The organism is Neiella litorisoli, from assembly GCF_014773395.1.
GTDB classification, from domain to species: Bacteria; Pseudomonadota; Gammaproteobacteria; order Enterobacterales; family Neiellaceae; genus Neiella; species Neiella litorisoli.
The window spans coordinates 1-17,877 of the sequence record NZ_JACXAF010000008.1; the positions used below are offsets into that span (position 1 = coordinate 1).

A 17,877-nucleotide genomic window follows, 5' to 3' on the forward strand; every position below is an offset into this window, starting at 1 on the left:
GTGCTGTGGCAAGGATGGCTCAAATTACAAGCCATCCTTGAAGGGTACGAATTAGCCAAGTCTCTTGAACTCTAAGATGTGATCAAGAGACAGCCGCAAAGGTGGCCTCAACGCTTAAGCAGCGGGCAATTAGTCTTCTAAATCAACCACCACATGTTCATCCAAGGCTCGAAGTGCCGCGAGCAAGTCTTCTGCCGCCTGACCTTGGGGGATGCTGACCGCCAACTTGGCGACAAAGACGTTAGTTCCCAGCGACTCCACCTGAACCCGAGCGCTGTCCATATGGGTCAATTCAGCGCCCTGCTGGTCAATCACGCTGGTAATGTCGTGCACTAGGCCCGGTCGGTCATTACTATGAAAGCTCAATTTAGCGGCCTGTGCAGGGCTTGCTTTGGCCACCACATCGTCGATTTGAACCACCAATCCTTGTTGGCGGGTAAATTCTTGTTTAATGGCATCGAGCTGATCCTGCGGTGCGGTGACTTTAATATTGCCAGCGACATGACCATCGAGGTAATTCACCTTGCTGCTCAGCCATTTGCCGTCATGTTCATGGGTAAACTGCGCCAACTGCTTTAATAAATTAGCCCGATCTGGGCCTGCAAACGAAACAATAAATGCGGCACTCATACGCTTACTTCCTTTAGTTATAGTTACCACTGATGATTACAAGTTATAGTACGGGGCCAACCTTGCAGCCAGCTGAACTAGGATCAATTTGCATTGAAATGTTGTTTTAAATCACAACATTGGTGTACCTGGTGATAAAAGCATCAACTTGATAAGTCATTATGAGCAATCACAATTCTTGGTACCTGTATATCATTGAAACCGACAATGGCAATCTTTACACCGGCATTACCACCGATGTCGATCGGCGCTTTCAGCAGCATTGCGACAGTTACTACGGCAAATCCGGCGCGCAAGGCGCTAAGTACTTCAGAACGCAAGCGCCAAAACGTGTTGTCCACACAGAAAGCTACCAAAACCGAGGACAAGCTTCGCAACGGGAATATCAAGTCAAAAAAATGACCAAAGCGCAAAAAATGACGCTTTTTAGCCATTAAATCATTAGCAATTTAAATTAATATTTCTAATGCAAAAACCATTCAATAATCGGTTTATAAAAACAATAGACCCATTGATAAGAAAAAATATTAAATCCATATAAAATAGCTAATTAACGAACAGATTGCGCAAAAAAACTTAGTCAAAGCATAAAAAAAAATAATGCAAACTAGGTGTCAATGTTGTTACAGATCAATGATTCAAACTAATCAAAATTGAGGTTACTAAAACTGTTACTGATCACTAAAAAAACTCTTGATTACTGTTGTTAAATAGCCCCATCGATTTACGGCAACAGACGCCTAAATCACTTTGTCCTACTAAACCGGAGGATCGGGCAATGAAAAAATTAGTTATCAGTGCAGTTTTGACTTTTGGTGTTTTAAATCTTGGAGTAAGCAACGCAGCGATGGATCCGGTGGTTGAAAAAGCGTTGCAAAACATCTGTCACAGCAGTGCGACTGATCGCTTAAACAACTTCAAAAGCGTTGTTAAAAGCTACAACTTGACCATGGATAAAGTAGCCAATCAGGTTGTTTGTAATGGTGAAGATATCGGTACCTTCGCTGCTGAAAATGGCGCAGCGAACACTGCTAACTTCTTACGTGATTTTCAGCAGGGCCACGTCGAAGTTCGTGACCTCGCCAAAGCTGAAACAACTCAAGCGCCTCAGGCGTAAACACTCACCAACATTTTCTCTCATTCTGTCATTTGCCGCGGCTAGTCCGCGGCTTTTTTGTTGTGGCTTTAACAAACAAAAGCGACAAAAAAAGCAATGGACCAGCCATTGCTTTGTTCGGATAAGATGAGCTGAACGCTATTTTATTGCCACTAAGTCCATATTGATATTGCCCAACGCGCCATATTTTACCGTTGATGTTGACCCAACTAGAGTCTCATGAACTCCTGTGGTGGCTCCCGTTAAAATCATGCTACCGGCCGGTACTTTGATACCGCGTTTGGCACAGCAGTCGATGAAGAATGCTAAGGCGCCAAGCTGACCATTGTGGATCCCATTAGCCGGCGCACTGTTGATCAGTTCGCCATTGATGATGGTTTCGACGGTGGTCTCAGCAAGAACCGTTTGCCAGTTTTCAATGGCAGGACCAATCACCATACCGTGTTGATTGCCTATATCTGAAATAATCGCCGCAGGCCCATAGCTATTGAGGTCGGGAACTGGGCTGCTGGCAATTTCAACACCGGCATACATGGCCTTGACCAAATGCTCTACCCCCTGCGACGTATCAACACTACCTGGCTCAATGTCCTCGGCGATCTCGATAATTATTTCTGCTTCGACGGCAATGAATCCGCCCGCGAACACGGGTAGTACAATCTTTTCATCATCGCTGTGGGCATGACCGATAAAATGGCTTACATTCTTGAAGACTGGCCCGATAATACGCTCAGCACCGTACTGTTCACGAAGCTCAGGGGGTACCATACCAATCTTCCAACCAACAATGGATTCTGGCGCCGCGCCAATGACCAGATCTTGAATTTGATAAGCTTCATTTAACGTCGGCGGCACTCGGCCAGGAAAAGCTTCTAGTAAACCACCAGAGAAGCGCGCTGCAGCAAGAGTTTCGGCCGTTTGGCTGATCTCATCCTGCGACAATGGGGTGGACGTTGTCATGATATTGTCTCCAAAATTGCAACTACAATAGTTCGTTGTGTCAGCAGTTATGGCGTTGACGTACTCGGTCATCAACTGGGTCGTAGCGATAGACCTGCCGTCACATCCGATTAATTTAATGACAACTCTAGGTCAATTGGATTTACCATTCCAGATAAATATGTCTCACAAATTGGTAATAACAGAAATTCCACAGGCAGTAAGCATCACCGCGAGGGTCTTTGAGCCTCATAAAAAAGCCCCGCGATTAGCGGGGCTCATCATGACTTAATTACAGCGGTTGAGCGGCTAAAATGTCACTGAAACCTGCTTGGTAACAGCAACCGCTTTATCGATTGCTTGTTCGATAGTCGGTGCTTTCGCCAATGCCACCCCCATCCGCCGACTGCCTGCAATTTCTGGTTTACCAAACAATCGTAATTGAGTGCCGGCCACAGCAAGTGCAAGGTCCAGTTGACCAAACTGAGTCTGGCGAGAGTGGCCAGAAGGCAGTAATACCGCTGACGCACTCGGGCCATAGTGCTCAATCGCGCCAATTGGTAATCCTAAGATGGCTCGAACATGAAGTGCGAATTCTGACAGATCCTGAGAGATCAGCGTCACCATACCCGTATCATGTGGTCGCGGCGACACTTCGCTAAAGTAAACCTCATCGCCTTTAACAAATAACTCAACGCCGTAAAGGCCATAGCCACCTAATTCTTCAACAATGGCTTTGGCAATATGCTGGGAGTTGTTCAATGCCGCCTCGGACATGGCTTGAGGTTGCCAAGATTCTCGATAATCGCCATCTTCTTGGCGGTGACCAATCGGCGGACAAAAGTGAATGCCATCACTGGCAAGCACAGTAAGCAGGGTGATTTCGTAGTCAAAATCGACGAAGCCTTCGACAATCACCCTACCTTCACCGCTACGGCCACCTTGCTGCGAATAGTGCCAAGCCTGATTTAAGTCATCACTGCTGCGGACCACACTCTGCCCCTTACCCGACGAACTCATCACTGGCTTCACGACACAAGGCATACCAACGTTTTCTAGCGCTTGGCGAAATTCGGCTTCAGTGTCGGCAAATTGATAAGCAGAAGTCGACAAGCCAAGGCTTTCTGCGGCAAGGCGACGAATTCCTTCGCGATTCATGGTTAGTGCGGTGGTCCGAGCGTTGGGCACCACTTTGACCCCTTCTGCTTCGAGCTTTAACAACTCGTCAGTCGCAATGGCCTCAATCTCTGGGATGATAATGTCAGGCTGCTCTTTCTCGACCAGCGCGCGCAACGCCTGGCCATCAAGCATGTCCAACTCGTAGCTGCGATGCGCAATTTGCATTGCTGGTGCATTGAGATAACGATCGGCGGCAATCACTTCAACACCTAATCGCTGTAATTCAATCGCGACCTCTTTACCCAATTCACCCGAACCTAACAACAAGGCTTTGGTCGCTGTCGCAGACAGCGGGGTTCCCAACATCATACTCTGAACTCCAAAGAAAAATCCGGCCCAAGTATATGTCAAATTAAGATGCAGGTATTGATCTGTATCGGCGCTGTTTGGCGAATCATATCAGCTCGAACGAGCGTGCAAATGAAAGCGGCCCCGTCATCGGAGCCGCTGCAACTAAAAGGTAGCTTGTTTTGAGTTAACGAGCTGTGGCTTTGTGGTTTTGCATTAAGCGCTGTGCTGCTTGCTGCGGCGTAAGTTGCTCGTAGAAATATTGGTCTTGCAGCACTTTGTCGTTTGCCGCATCAACCATTTCGTTTTCTAAACCGGTCATGTGCTTCGCTTGTTCTGCTACCGCACTACGCCAAGTAAAATAATTTTCGCTCATGATTCAGTCCTCATGTTTGAAACAACCTTCATTCGTTGCGAGCTAAAGCTATAACTATGATGTTCTGGTGGCTTTCGTTTGTAGCCTATCGTTTGCAACAGGTCGCTAAGTATAGACACGAAAAAAAGCCATTAGTTTAGTTTTTAATCAATAACCCTACTCTGATCACGGGTTTAAAAAATCAATATTGCGTTATTAATCTGCGGCATGTAGCCACTAAAAACGCATAAAACATGCATAAAAATACTGCACCAAAATATATCGATTTTAATTTAACGCAGTTATTTCAAGTTATTAATTAAATTTTTCTCGAACAAAAACATCAAAATTATTACTAAGTATTCACATCTAAGTCAGTGGAATGAGAATACTTATAGCTTACTTCAACGTCGATTGTCGCCACCGGATCAAAACCGAACGAACATTCCAGCAGTAAATTGATATTGCCACCAAACACCGCCATCGATTTTGGCAATGCAGCCGCCATTACAAAAAATAGTCGTATCACTACCGACTGTCGTACCGATGGCACGAGCATCAAAGCGAGCACCAACCCAGTCGCTTGCAAACCACTTTAAGCCGCCATTAAAGCCAAACGAGAATTCATTTTCAGAATCGTAATCGTCCGGCTTAAAGCTTGTCATACCGATGGTTGCACCAACGTAGGGGACAAAATTCGAGTCGCTGTACTCGATTTCGTTAACACCACCAATGTGGTAGTAACGAATATCCATATTCGAAGTGGTTTTGTCAGCAGATTCAGCATCTTTGATCACGAGATCAGTCTCGGTCTGCGCTAAATACAATTCATACTGCAGCCGGCTGCCATGTTTGTATTTTTGCAGATAATTAATACTCACCGCGATGTTGGTGCCATTGTCGGTGTCGAGGGTATAAGAATCAGATTCCAGCGATTTAAAATCACTACTACCACTAGTACCTGCGAGCAAAGACACATCAAAACTAGGTTGGTAAGCGGTGCCCTCTTCTGCGGCAATGGCCATAGTCGAAGATAGCGCGAGTGCCGCAGCAGCAAGACTGAACAATTTCATACTTAGTCCTTGTAAGCATATGAATGACCATTAGCCACCATGCGGCCAACAGCAACAACTGAGATCGGCAAATTGTTTCAGATTGGCATAGAAATGTGAAGTTATTGAAAAGATAGGGCCAACAGCTTCGTCCTATCGCGAATGGCCCTTGAGTAAGGTTATTGACCGGAGCAGTTGCTGCGATAATTATTTGCAACGTAGCTGACTGCTGCAGTTTGTTCGCCGCCAGCGGCAGTCGCGGGCAGCTGTTCAAGCTCTGCAATCGCCAAATATCCAGCGACCTGCTGTAACTGAGCATACAGTTCAGGCTGCTGTTTGAGTACTAGCTCTTGCTTGGCTTGATTGTCAAAGGTGCAATGGGCCGAATTAAGCCCTGTGACCTCACAATAACGATGTTGGGCAAACTCAAAGTACTGACCATTGTCGATAAACTCCGCGTTACGCCACTGTTTCATATAATGCGCTTTAACTTGCGCCATTGAGCTGGCTACCGGAGTCTGGCGGTAAACTGACAGCGACACGATCTGACCGCTATCTTTCAGATAAGCCAAGCCCACTTGTTTCATTGGTGTTTGCTTGTAATAGGCTGAAACCGCCTGCTGCAGCGGGTTGTTATATTGACCGCTCGGTTCAAATTCAAAGTGACAAACGACCAATTGCTCACTCTTGGCGAGTTGCGCCATCTGCTCATCATTGATAACTGCATCTTGATATTGCACCAATGATGCACGCGATAAGGCGATAGTTTCACCGAGCTGTTCACCGACTTCAGCAGCAAGCCATTCGTCGAGAGCTACAGTTTGATAGACATTCTGTTCATAACACCCATGCATATTCTCTGCGGGAATGTGGTGTTCAATAGCAAATGTTTGCTTGATGGTATTGCCAACTTCGATGCCACCAATGTCGCTGGCAACGGCGTTAAATGAAATTAGACAGATAGGAAGGATTCGGTTGATGCTCATGGTGGGGCCTCCTGGTCCATTTGTTTGGTGTCAACACAAACAGCCACCGATTGGAAGGTGTCAGCAAGCGAAGTTGCCGCTCACTAAACTAAAAGCGACTATTGAAGCCGCTCAAAAATTATACAACAAACCCCTTCAAATTTGACCTAGATCAAGCATTTTATTTTTCTAACTAAGTTTAAAACGCAACCTTTTAGCAGTCACGAATGAGCCTTATAAAAGTTCTCAATAACTTTATTTTGTAAAATAAAAACAAAGAATTAAAAAATCCGGAATTAAACCAAATCAACGCTAATGAGGGATTCATTGAAGGAATAACGCTGTTTAACATCCGATTAAAGTGTAAACAGCGTCGAAGTTTTTGAAACGTCGCGCAAGGCGGTGAAGCGGAGCCTACAACAAGTTATTGTGGGGCAGCGTTTCCAGTAGATGCAGAAGCCGTTGAACTTGCTTGGCTTGCCATTGCCTTGGCAATTTTCGGCGTCAATGCTTTTTGCGCCATTGGCGATGGCTCCAAACTATTGTCACGAGTCAGGCGCACGACGACTCGGCGGTTCTTGTGCCGGCCAATCGGCGATTTGTTTGATGCCACATGGCGCCGCTCCCCGTAGCCCGCCGTCACCAAAAGCTCATCATTAACGCCTTGTGTCACCATAAAGTCTTTGACTGCAGCAGCGCGCTTTTTCGACAACTCAAAGTTAAGCCAGCGACCACCATAGCTATCAGAGAAGGCGTCAATTTCAACGCGCACAACGGCGTCGTCATGGCGCAGATAGTCAACGATTTTGCGGAGTCGTTTTAACGACTCTAACTCAAGCTCATCACTATTTAGCTTGTAATTTAATACGCTAATCGCAACATCATCATAGCCATACGGAAGTAGGCCACCGACACAGTCAACAAACTCATTGAGAGAACGGCGGAAATTAGCCGAGTTTAGAGCCACTTCAATATCGCCAAGGCGACTGTAGCCATCTTTGTAAAATAGGGTCGGATTATTGCCCTGCTCTAATTCCGTTAGAATTTGCCAAGACAATTGCTCACCGAGCATGGTGTTAAAGCCGTCATAGACCTGAACATTGGCCATGAGGCTGGCTTCCATTCCTGGTTTGTAGCTCGGCGGTACTGACATCAGCCGAGCATGACCGCTGACTTGTGGCCGACGCAACATTTCTAGGGTCATATGCAGCGAGTTGCCACTACCGGCCTTGTCGGTGAACACAGCCGTGCCGTAACTCGGAATACCATGCTCAAGCTGACAGACCAGTGGCGAACTTTGGGTTAAAACCCAGTCCGAATGTCCTATAGGCGCAGCATACTGCCTGACAGTGGCCTCTCCGAATGGGCTCACGGCAGATAGCAACCCGAAGGTCATTGCAGTTGTCAGCACTGAATGTTTCATGATGGCTTAGTGTCTTCTCATGGTGGCCTGCATCTTTAATCGGCGTCTATCAAGATAACTTGAGTCATTTTTACGTTAGATACACCATTAAACAAGATTTTCTGGAATAATGGCGCTCGTTTTTCAAGTATTGAGTGCAAAAATGACCGCCACAGCCGATCCAAAACTAGCATTAGCAGCAAGATTCCGAGGTTATTATCCGGTGATCGTTGACATTGAGACCGCTGGTTTTAATCCGTTAACCGATGCCGTTTTGGAAATTGCAGCCACTGCGGTCACGATTGACGAAGACGGCCTGCTGTCGCCAATTGAAACCTTCGCCTATAACGTTAAGCCGTTTGAAGGCGCCAACCTAGAGCCGTCGTCTTTAGCATTCACTGGAATCGATCCGCACTGCCCCGATCGAAACGCAATTGATGAAAAATCAATGCTCAATCAGCTATCAAAAGCGCTGCGACCATTACAGAAACAACACGGGTGCCAACGTTGTGTTCTGGTCGCACACAATGCCGCATTCGATAATAGCTTTCTCAATGCTGCTATTAATCGGACGCGCTTTAAGCGAAGTCCATTTCACCCGTTTGTGACTTTTGATACGGCGACACTGGGGGCATTAGCATTGGGACAGTCGGTGCTCAAAGACTGTTGCGAACGGCTAGATATTAGCTTCGATCAACAAGCTGCCCACAGTGCAGCCTATGATGCGGCCAAAACGGCTGAGTTGTTTTGCCAAATCGTCAATCGCTATCAAGCCCTTGGTGGCTGGCCCTTGGCGGCAGAATAAACGGCTTCATTACGCCTACAAGAAAAAACAAAAAGGCGAACAAGTCGCCTTTTTGCATTAATTATTTTACGCCGTGCGCTTGAAGCTCTCGCCCAACACGAAACAGGCAGCGGATAAATTTAGAACGATTCATCGAGATTTACCTCCTTCATTTGTGATCAACATCTCAACGAGGCAAATGATAGACAGCAAAATAAACAGTGCAAAATGAAATGTTTTGCGCCACTGGCATTAATTTAACTAATCAAATATTTTTAAGCGTTAGCGGCAATGGCCAATAGCGCTTGATCGGCTTGTTGCCAGTCTTGAGGGCAAGGCTCAGCGTCATTGCCAGCAATTTTATATTGCTGCCACGGAGAGAGAAGCGTTTGTAGCTGATTAACTGGGTTGCTAGGTTCACTGCCGGCAACCAATGGCTCGGGTCTTAAGGCGTGCAATAGTCGCACGTCGGTCAAGCCGCCAGAGTGAAACGCCTGTGTCAATGAAGATTGATAACTCGGGTGGTGTTGATCGTAGAACGGTTGTTCATCCGCCAATTGTAACGCTTGTCGAAGATCTTGCGATGGCTTGTCATCGGTTGGTAAGCGGCCAAATTGAGGCTGATCACAGACATCAGTAGACAGCATCGACAGCAGCAATCGAAAGGTGTCGCTGTTGCCAGACGCTGCAGCAACATTGATCGACTGACCCAAGTCATATTCATTCGAAACCGGAGGCTTGGCAACCTGGGACAACACTAATAAAACCGCCTTTAATTCACTGCACTAGTTTACTGCACGATCACTGTTCATAAAGGTTATCGGCCTTGTCTTTTGTTTCTTTAATAAAAAAGCACCTGAGTTAGTCGAAAAAAAACGCCATCTTTTACTTCGTTGGGTATTTACATCACCATAATTCTTCGTATAATTCGCCGCCATACTGCTGACTACGCAAGGCAGTAACAATGCGCGCAATGTGCAGCTGTGGAGGGGTTCCCGAGTGGCCAAAGGGATCAGACTGTAAATCTGACGGCTCCGCCTTCGAAGGTTCGAATCCTTCCCCCTCCACCACTTTTCTTGCAGCTTCTCCAGACACTTCCTTTTCCTCGGCTTGTGATACACTCGAAACAAACCCATGTTTTAAAGTCGTTGGATGAAGTCAAACATCGATTTCAAGCGCACCAAAGTTCTGATTGTTGATGACCAAAGAGCGTTTCAAGTGACCTTGAAAGGCATGCTCGTAAATTTGGGCATCAAAGACATCCACTTTGTCGAATCATCTGAAGCAGCAATCCGCGCTTGCCGTTCAACAAAATTTGATATTGTCTTGGCCGATTACAATCTTGGACCGGGGCGAAATGGCCAACAGCTACTTGAACTCCTGCGGGCCCAGAAATATTTATCGCCCGCCGCAGTATTTTTTATTATCTCAGGCGAAAGCACCCGCGGCATTGTCCTCGGTGCGCTCGAACGTGAGCCCGACGATTATCTGGTTAAGCCGTTTTCCCTCAAACAATTAGCCAATCGACTAGAGCGGGCATATTCCAAACACCTTGAACTCGGGCCGGTCTACAACGCTGTGTTTGCCGATGATCTGCCACAAGCCATCACCGAATGCGAGAAACTGCTGGCAGACAATAGTCGCTACAGTGGCCTGTGTAATAAGATGCTCGCCGAGTTTCATCGCCGTACCGGTAACCCTCAACATTCCGAGAAAATACTCCGAGAAACACTTGAGCAACGCGATTTAATTTGGGCAAGAGTCAGTCTTGGCCATACCCTCAACGACTGTAAACGGCATGAAGAAGCCATCACCACGGTCGCTCCAATTTTGAAAACCAGCCCGCTGACAGTCGAAGCACACGACTGCCTAGCTGAAGCTTATATTGGCCTAGGCGACCAGACGCGCGCTTTGGAAATGCTGAAAAAGGCAACCGATCTGTCGCCCTTCCGGCCCGAGCGGCAGGAACGATTGGCCCAGTTGGCACTGGATAACGAAGAGTACTTGTTGGCCAACGACGCGTTCAAGCAGGTCTACGACCAGAGCCGCCGCGCAGTGGAGCGAAACACCGAACACTTGTGCAATTACGTTCGGAGCACCGTCGAAGCTTCGCTTAATATCCCCGATGAACGCACCTCTGGGCGACTCGAGTCAGAGGCTTTTAGCACCCTCATGCGAGCGCGGCAGGACGCACAATTTAACGGCTTCGATTTTCAAAACTATGAAGATTTGCTCAATGCTGCCAAATTCGCCCGTAAAGGCGATTTATTGAAAGCGAAAAAGCTCTACTACAAAGCCACCGAGCGCTACGATGAAAGCTCCGAAGAGAGTCAGCTACCCAACGATTTCATTACCGAAAGTCTCGCAACGGTCAGCCTGATCGGCGAATTGGAAGAAGCGCAACAAGTTCTAGCCAAAGCCAAACAGCTCGATTCCAGTAACCCTTTCTTGCAAGCCGCCATTGCCCACCAGCAACATGAAACAACGGGCCTGCAAAGCCGCCACGAGACCTTTCAACAGCATAGCAGAGCGGGTATGGAAGCCTATGATAAAGATGACTTTAAGACCGCAATTGAGGAGTTTGAGCAGGCATTACAAATCGCACCGACCAATACTGGCGCCGCACTTAACTTAATTCAAACCCTGCTCAAACGCTTATCTGAGTCGAAAAAAATGAGTCCGGGTCAACTGCGACGATGTGAAGAATTGTTCAAATCTGTCGACGGCGTTCGCCTGCCTGCGCAACACCGAAGCCGTAAAAATGAGCTTTGGGGACAATTTCAACAATTAAAACGCCAATAAGGACAAAGTTGCGGGATCTTTGATTGAATGTGAATGGGCGACCCAGTTACACTAACCGTGGCTTCAAAAGATATTTAAAATAACGACAAATTAAGGACACACAATGCGCTGCTTGCTTCCGCTCTCAATGATGTGCGCTGCTTTACTTGCCGGCTGTTCCACTACTGACAGTTGCGAAAATATTGAAGACATTAATGCTCAACGTCGCGAATGTGACGAGCTATCCAAGCGTATTCGCCAGACCGAGTCAGTTGTTGTTCGCACCAACTTGCAAGAAATCTATGAAAAACAATGCGTCGACATCCGCTTCTACCGCGATGGTTTTGATGACAAACAAGTGTGCTCAGCGAATCGCGATAAAAATGCTGAGAAAAAATAAGTACCAAATCGTCTAAAAGAAAAAGCCGTACTCTCGAGTACGGCTTTTTTTGTGGCTTGGTGATCATTATCCGCCTTGATGGCGATCGACTATTTCTTTGACATAGTCATCAACTGATAAATGCCGTTGAAAATAGGAAAACTCCATATCTTTCGCAATTGCCTGATCATCTGTGTCGACATCAATGTGATGCTCTTTTAATTGCAGTTTAACTTGGGTCTTCCAACTAAAGAAGTTTGTGCATAACACGTTAAACCTCCTCCCTATTCCTAAAGCGAATGAAAATGTAGGTACTTGTTTGGTGGCAGGGCGTTTGCGACAATCAGCGCTCTTTACTCCCTGCAACCGAATACTTTATGACCGACTTTAAAATCGTTTCTTTTAATATTAATGGCCTGCGCGCTCGCCTTCATCAGCTGCAAGCGCTCATCGACAAACACAGCCCAGATGTCATCGGACTGCAAGAGATCAAAGTCCATGACGATGCTTTTCCGCTCGAAGCAGTTGAAGCAATGGGCTATCACGTCGCATTTCATGGCCAGAAGGCTCACTACGGCGTTGCAATGCTAACCAAAGCAGAACCATTAAGCGTCGAGAAAGGTTTTCCTACCGATCCCGAAGATGCTCAACGGCGAATGATTACGGTGACTGTGCCACTCCCTAATGGTGATACGGTAAAAGTCATGAATGGTTACTATCCACAAGGAGAAAACCGCGATCATCCTGTGAAATTTCCATACAAACGCCAATTTTACCAAGATCTGCAAAGCTACTTGGAGCAACACTGTACCCCAGAACAAGACTTGGTGCTCATCGGCGACATGAACATTTCTCCGACCGATGCAGACATTGGCATCGGCGAAAACAATGCCAAACGTTGGCTCAAAACGGGCAAGTGTAGTTTCTTGCCGGAAGAGCGCGAATGGCTTGCCACTTTACAAAGCTTCGGCCTAACCGATTCGTTCAGAGCATTACACCCTGAACAAAATGAACGGTTCAGCTGGTTTGACTATCGCTCCCGCGGCTTCGATGACAACCGGGGACTGCGAATCGATTTACTACTGACCAGCGCCTCAATGCAAGCACGCTGCGTTGAAAGTGACGTTGATTACGAACTCAGAGGGATTGAAAAACCATCTGATCATGCTCCTGTCTGGAGTACGTTTCGTTTTTAGTTGAGAGTCAAAATAACAAACAGGGCTCCGAAGAGCCCTGTTCTGAATCATTGAAAAGTGATTTTTTTTATAGTAGCGCCGGAATCGCGTACTTCGGTTCCAACATACCCACCGCCAACATGGCAGCCAAACAAATCAATAGGACCGAACCTGGGATCACCAAGCGATCAAGCTTAGACAGCTTTTTCGGACGCTCTTTATCACCGATCCAACCATTGTTGTCCAACAGCATTGTCAATGCCCACGCCAGAACCGGGTTAGTTACTGCTGCTGCAAACACACAGATACCTGCCGCTTGTGCGTCTTTCTCATTGCGGATCATTTGCATGCCCGCTTCAAGCAGCGGCAGGAATACGCCAACTAAGAGTGCAACACGCATTACCGGAGGCCATACCGCAACATCCATTGGGAAGCCGAGCACAGCAACAATCATGGTCAGCAAGCCAAGCAGGATGGCGCCGGCCGGAATTGGGCGCTTGGCAATAGCCGCTGGGATCATGTAGGTCCCCCAAGATGAGGTGATGTTACCACCACCAACTGCGGTACCAACCATTTGGCGGAATGAACAAGCGGTCATGGTGTCATCAACATCCATCAACACGCGCTCGGAATTTTTCGGATAGTTCAGCTCTTGGAAAATACGGTGACCAAGGAAATCAGGCGACCACATGGCGACTGCCAGCAAAGCAAACGGCAACGACGCGATAAAGTGAGAAACCGTTGGCAAGCCAAGCATCCAACCTTGTTCAGTGCTGCCCCACCAATACATTGGATTCAAATTTGGCAGACCCATTTCGGTTTCAAAACGCAAGTCGAAACCGGCACCGAATGCCAACGCAATCAACAAGCCGGTAATAGCACAAGCTGGAATCGCCAACCAGCGTTTGCCTAGCCGCGCCAATACCGCATACAGAATGACAGTGACGCCGAGCACAACCAAGCCGACATAACCCATTTCACCTGCGGCAACGCCCGCTTCTGCGTTTTCCAAGCCGACCGCCCAATCCTGAATATTGCCGATCATGCTCATGGCGCCAGTAAAGCCGAGGAATACCAGCAAGCCACCGGCGACCCCCTCACTGGTGAGGTTGACGAGTTTCGAGCCACCTTTAAAGTAACTCAGCAACAAACCAAAGATACCGAGCAAAATAGCCAGCGCTAACGGGTGAGCACCCGCTAATGCAATCGCGCCAATCAGCGGGATCATAGGGCCGTGGTTACCGGCAAGGTTGGCCCTCGGGTTAAAGACACCGGAGGCAAGCACACAGAACAGCAATGCTGGGATCAACATTTCTACCCGGGCAACTTCAATGGCGAAATCTTTGCCAAGTTGGATATGTTCCCACTTTGCCGACAGACCGTCAGCCCAAGCCATCATCACCGCGGAATACATCGCAATAATGCCAATGGTACCGGCGATCGCTGGAACTAAGTCTTCCCACTCAAAACGGAAATCGCGGAAAGGTAAGTTAATCCCCCAACGCTTTGGCTGCATGATCTGCAATTCATGATCTAAGTAGTCAGAGCGACTTTCAAATTCGCTAGCAGGTTTGTGTAGCTCCTGATAGCTTTTGTTTTCTTGCTGTTCCATAAGGTTTCGCTTGTTGTTGCTCGAATGAGTAGCAAAGTCAGCAGGATAGCTTCCAGCTGCTTCGGCGGCTAAATAATTCTTAAAAATGAATAACGTGTAATCAGTCTAACCAAGATCTGATTTTTTGCCCGCATCAGCGACATACGCTCGACCCTTTTTTGATGGCCTGGCGAGCAATGTTGTTATGCTGTAAGCGTCAAACGCGCACACCATATGGACAATGGAAATTAATTTCATTGATGAAAATCAATTACAACCAACAACCAAATTCCGAACAACCACTATTCAGCGACAAATTATTACATAAAAACAATAGATTACTACAACACAAAAACAAGTGGCGAGGGACTAGCGTGGTCATCAATTGAAAATAATGAGCTGTAAATCCGGCGTAAATCAGTTGTTAATCAGGTGTTAACAATGAAAGGGCGACGAAATTAAATTACATTCAACCAGTAATTTGCCGCTTAATTGCTTATATAGCCGCATTCTTTATGCGGTTTTAGGTTGACAGAAAATTATGTAATTTTTTTACAAGAAGTATTGAAATCTGATCCAGATCAATCATTATTCAGGCACATTTCGATACCTTGATGCCACACAAAAGGCACCGTGCCACCAATATCAGTAAAGACCTGATATTTAATATGTTTTTAACCAAATAGACCAATAATTATAGCTGGTTAAATTTGAAGTAAAACGAATATAGCTGGAAATCATAAAACCATCTGCCAGATGGGCTGCTAAAATTATCATCAATTTCAGCAGTAACAGTTCTGATTGAGGCTGAATAAGGTGGCGTGTCGAAAGGCGGTCGTGTAACCCGCCCGCTATCAAGTATTCGTGTCGTACGCTGCAATCGCACATGCGACTGACATATTTCAAATCACAAGGTAAAAAGTAATGGCTGATCAAACCGAAACATTTGCCAGCGCCTGGGAAGGTTTCCAACCTGGCGACTGGAAAAATGAAGTAAATGTTCGCGATTTTATCCAAAAAAACTACAGCCCATATGAAGGCGATGAAAGCTTCCTAGCTGGCGCTACCGAAGCCACGACTCAGTTGTGGGACAAGGTAATGGAAGGCATCAAGCAAGAGAACTCGACTCACGCGCCTGTTGACTTCGACACCGATCTGCCTTCAACCATCACTTCTCACGGTGCTGGTTACATCAATAAAGATTTAGAAACCATCGTTGGTCTGCAGACTGATGCGCCATTGAAGCGCGGCATCATCTGTAACGGTGGTATCCGTATGGTTGAGCAAAGCTGTGCCGTATACGGCAAAGAGCTTGACCCTATGGTCAACAAAGTATTCTCTGAGTACCGTAAAACACACAACCAAGGCGTATTTGACGTTTACACTGGCGACATTCGTAACTGTCGTAAATCAGGTGTGATTACTGGTCTGCCTGACGCCTATGGCCGTGGCCGTATCATTGGTGATTACCGCCGCGTTGCCCTGTACGGCATCGACTTCCTGATGAAAGACAAAGTACGTCAGCACAAGTCACTCGAAGATGCGATGTACAATGCGCCAGATTCAGCCGCTCTTGAGCGTGCTATTCGTCTGCGTGAAGAAATTTCTGAGCAACACCGTGCGCTGGGCCAAATGAAGCAAATGGCAGCGAGCTACGGCTACGATATCAGTGGTCCAGCTACTTCTGCCCAAGAAGCGATTCAGTGGACCTACTTCGGTTACTTGGCTGCGGTTAAGAGCCAGAACGGTGCTGCGATGTCACTGGGCCGTACATCTACCTTCCTCGATGTCTACATCGAGCGTGACATTGCTGCAGGTAAGATCACCGAAGAACAAGCTCAGGAAATGATTGACCACTTCGTTATGAAGTTGCGTATGGTTCGCTTCCTGCGTACTCCAGAATACGATGAGTTGTTCTCTGGTGACCCAATCTGGGCAACCGAATCGTTGGCAGGTATGGGCTTAGACGGTCGTACTCTGGTTTCTAAAACCAGCTTCCGTTTCATGAACACCCTGTACACCATGGGCCCAAGCCCTGAGCCAAACATGACCATTTTGTGGTCTGAAAACTTGCCAGATAACTTCAAGCGTTTCTGTGCCAAAGTTTCTATCGATACTAGCTCTGTACAGTACGAGAACGATGACCTAATGCGTGATGACTTCGAGTCTGACGATTATGGTATCGCTTGCTGTGTGAGCCCAATGGTAATTGGTCAGCACATGCAGTTCTTTGGTGCTCGTGCCAACCTAGCCAAAACGCTGCTTTACGCAATCAACGGTGGTGTTGATGAGAAGCTGAAAACCCAAATTGGCCCAGTTTCTGACAAAATCACTGACGAGTATCTGAACTACGATGACGTCATTGCTCGCCTCGATTCCTTCATGGATTGGTTGGCGAAGCAATACGTTGCTGCGCTGAACTGCATCCACTTCATGCACGACAAGTACTCGTACGAAGCTGCGTTGATGGCACTGCACGATCGTGACGTACGCCGCACCATGGCTTGTGGTATTGCTGGCCTGTCGATCACTGCCGACTCACTGTCTGCAATTAAGTACGCCAAAGTGAAGCCTGTTCGCGACGAAGACGGCATTGCTGTTGACTTCGAAATCGAAGGTGACTTCCCTAAATATGGTAACAACGACGATCGCGTTGACAGCATTGCGTGTGAGCTGGTTGAAGGTTTCATGAAGAAGATTCAGAAACTATCTACCTATCGCGATGCGGTACCAACTCAGTCAGTTCTAACCATTACCTCTAACGTGGTTTACGGTAAGAAAACCGGTACTACACCTGATGGCCGCGAAGCTGGCGCGCCATTCGCTCCAGGTGCAAACCCAATGCACGGCCGTGACGAAAAAGGTGCTGTAGCGTCGTTGACGTCAGTTGCGAAACTGCCATTTGCTTATGCTAAAGATGGTATTTCTTACACCTTCTCTATCGTGCCAAACGCACTGGGTAAAGAAGAAGAAATCCGTAAGAAGAACTTGGCCGGTTTGATGGATGGTTACTTCCACCACACACCAGCAGTTGAAGGCGGCCAGCACTTGAACGTGAACGTGATGAACCGCGAAATGTTGTTGGATGCGATGGAAAACCCAGACAAGTATCCACAGTTGACCATTCGCGTATCTGGCTACGCGGTGCGTTTCAACTCGCTGACTAAAGAGCAGCAGAACGACGTAATCTCTCGTACCTTTACGACATCGTTCTAATGCATCTCAAGTAATGCATCTGAG

17 protein-coding genes and 1 tRNA gene are annotated in these 17,877 nt (G+C 47.1%); 8 read left to right on the forward strand and 10 right to left on the reverse strand.

The annotated features are described in order from the left end of the window. Positions 1–129: 129 nt before the first annotated feature. A complete protein-coding gene (locus IC617_RS07200) occupies positions 130–630 on the reverse strand; it encodes a glycine cleavage system transcriptional repressor (protein ID WP_191144315.1) in 501 nt (166 codons plus the stop codon). A gap of 161 nt (positions 631–791) precedes the next feature. On the opposite strand from IC617_RS07200, the gene IC617_RS07205 reads away from it, so the two are divergent. Beyond that, on the forward strand, positions 792–1,067 hold the full coding sequence (locus tag IC617_RS07205) for a GIY-YIG nuclease family protein (protein WP_191144316.1): 276 nt from the start codon (positions 792–794) through the stop codon (positions 1,065–1,067). Positions 1,068–1,408: 341 nt separating this feature from the next. After that, positions 1,409–1,747 carry a DUF3718 domain-containing protein gene (locus IC617_RS07210; protein WP_191144317.1) on the forward strand — a complete coding sequence of 113 codons (339 nt, stop codon included), beginning with the start codon at positions 1,409–1,411 and terminating at the stop codon, positions 1,745–1,747. 138 nt (positions 1,748–1,885) lie between these two features. Here IC617_RS07210 and IC617_RS07215 read toward each other — a convergent pair whose 3' ends face one another. From IC617_RS07215 to IC617_RS07240, 6 genes are all read right to left on the reverse strand, one after another. Then, positions 1,886–2,707 carry a 2-keto-4-pentenoate hydratase gene (locus IC617_RS07215; protein WP_191144318.1) on the reverse strand — a complete coding sequence of 274 codons (822 nt, stop codon included), beginning with the start codon at positions 2,705–2,707 and terminating at the stop codon, positions 1,886–1,888. 288 nt (positions 2,708–2,995) lie between these two features. Beyond that, positions 2,996–4,171 carry a formate-dependent phosphoribosylglycinamide formyltransferase gene (gene purT / locus IC617_RS07220; RefSeq protein WP_191144462.1) on the reverse strand — a complete coding sequence of 392 codons (1,176 nt, stop codon included), beginning with the start codon at positions 4,169–4,171 and terminating at the stop codon, positions 2,996–2,998. 169 nt (positions 4,172–4,340) lie between these two features. Beyond that, on the reverse strand, positions 4,341–4,529 hold the full coding sequence (locus IC617_RS07225) for a hypothetical protein (RefSeq protein WP_191144319.1): 189 nt from the start codon (positions 4,527–4,529) through the stop codon (positions 4,341–4,343). Positions 4,530–4,936: 407 nt separating this feature from the next. After that, positions 4,937–5,581 (reverse strand): outer membrane beta-barrel protein, encoded by a 645-nt coding sequence (locus tag IC617_RS07230; protein ID WP_191144320.1) that lies wholly within the window; start codon positions 5,579–5,581, stop codon positions 4,937–4,939. A 158-nt stretch (positions 5,582–5,739) separates the two neighbouring features. Next, on the reverse strand, positions 5,740–6,546 hold the full coding sequence (locus IC617_RS07235) for a hypothetical protein (RefSeq protein ID WP_191144321.1): 807 nt from the start codon (positions 6,544–6,546) through the stop codon (positions 5,740–5,742). A gap of 403 nt (positions 6,547–6,949) precedes the next feature. Next, positions 6,950–7,948 (reverse strand): flagellar protein MotY, encoded by a 999-nt coding sequence (locus IC617_RS07240; RefSeq protein WP_191144322.1) that lies wholly within the window; start codon positions 7,946–7,948, stop codon positions 6,950–6,952. Positions 7,949–8,090: 142 nt separating this feature from the next. On the opposite strand from IC617_RS07240, the gene rnt reads away from it, so the two are divergent. Next, positions 8,091–8,732: a ribonuclease T gene (gene rnt / locus IC617_RS07245; RefSeq protein ID WP_191144323.1), complete on the forward strand. Its 642-nt coding sequence runs from the start codon at positions 8,091–8,093 to the stop codon at positions 8,730–8,732. 254 nt (positions 8,733–8,986) lie between these two features. Here rnt and IC617_RS07250 read toward each other — a convergent pair whose 3' ends face one another. Beyond that, positions 8,987–9,469 (reverse strand): VC2046/SO_2500 family protein, encoded by a 483-nt coding sequence (locus IC617_RS07250; protein WP_191144324.1) that lies wholly within the window; start codon positions 9,467–9,469, stop codon positions 8,987–8,989. Positions 9,470–9,696: 227 nt separating this feature from the next. On the opposite strand from IC617_RS07250, the gene IC617_RS07255 reads away from it, so the two are divergent. The 3 genes from IC617_RS07255 (at position 9,697) to IC617_RS07265 (ending at position 11,892) form a co-directional block, all read left to right on the forward strand. Further along, a tRNA-Tyr gene (locus tag IC617_RS07255) sits at positions 9,697–9,781 on the forward strand. 82 nt (positions 9,782–9,863) lie between these two features. After that, on the forward strand, positions 9,864–11,513 hold the full coding sequence (locus tag IC617_RS07260; protein WP_191144325.1) for a tetratricopeptide repeat-containing response regulator: 1,650 nt from the start codon (positions 9,864–9,866) through the stop codon (positions 11,511–11,513). A gap of 103 nt (positions 11,514–11,616) precedes the next feature. Then, on the forward strand, positions 11,617–11,892 hold the full coding sequence (locus IC617_RS07265) for a hypothetical protein (RefSeq protein ID WP_191144326.1): 276 nt from the start codon (positions 11,617–11,619) through the stop codon (positions 11,890–11,892). A 66-nt stretch (positions 11,893–11,958) separates the two neighbouring features. Here IC617_RS07265 and IC617_RS07270 read toward each other — a convergent pair whose 3' ends face one another. Next, positions 11,959–12,141 (reverse strand): hypothetical protein, encoded by a 183-nt coding sequence (locus tag IC617_RS07270; protein ID WP_191144327.1) that lies wholly within the window; start codon positions 12,139–12,141, stop codon positions 11,959–11,961. A 107-nt stretch (positions 12,142–12,248) separates the two neighbouring features. Between IC617_RS07270 and xthA the strand changes: the two genes are divergently transcribed. Continuing rightward, positions 12,249–13,067 (forward strand): exodeoxyribonuclease III, encoded by an 819-nt coding sequence (xthA, locus tag IC617_RS07275; protein ID WP_191144328.1) that lies wholly within the window; start codon positions 12,249–12,251, stop codon positions 13,065–13,067. A 67-nt stretch (positions 13,068–13,134) separates the two neighbouring features. Here the strand turns inward: xthA and IC617_RS07280 are convergent, their stop codons facing one another. Further along, positions 13,135–14,658, reverse strand: coding sequence for a DUF3360 family protein (locus tag IC617_RS07280; RefSeq protein ID WP_191144329.1), 1,524 nt, complete (start codon positions 14,656–14,658; stop codon positions 13,135–13,137). 903 nt (positions 14,659–15,561) lie between these two features. Between IC617_RS07280 and pflB the strand changes: the two genes are divergently transcribed. Beyond that, entirely contained in the window at positions 15,562–17,853 is a 2,292-nt protein-coding gene (pflB, locus tag IC617_RS07285) for a formate C-acetyltransferase (RefSeq protein WP_191144330.1), read from the forward strand. Positions 17,854–17,877 lie beyond the last annotated feature (24 nt).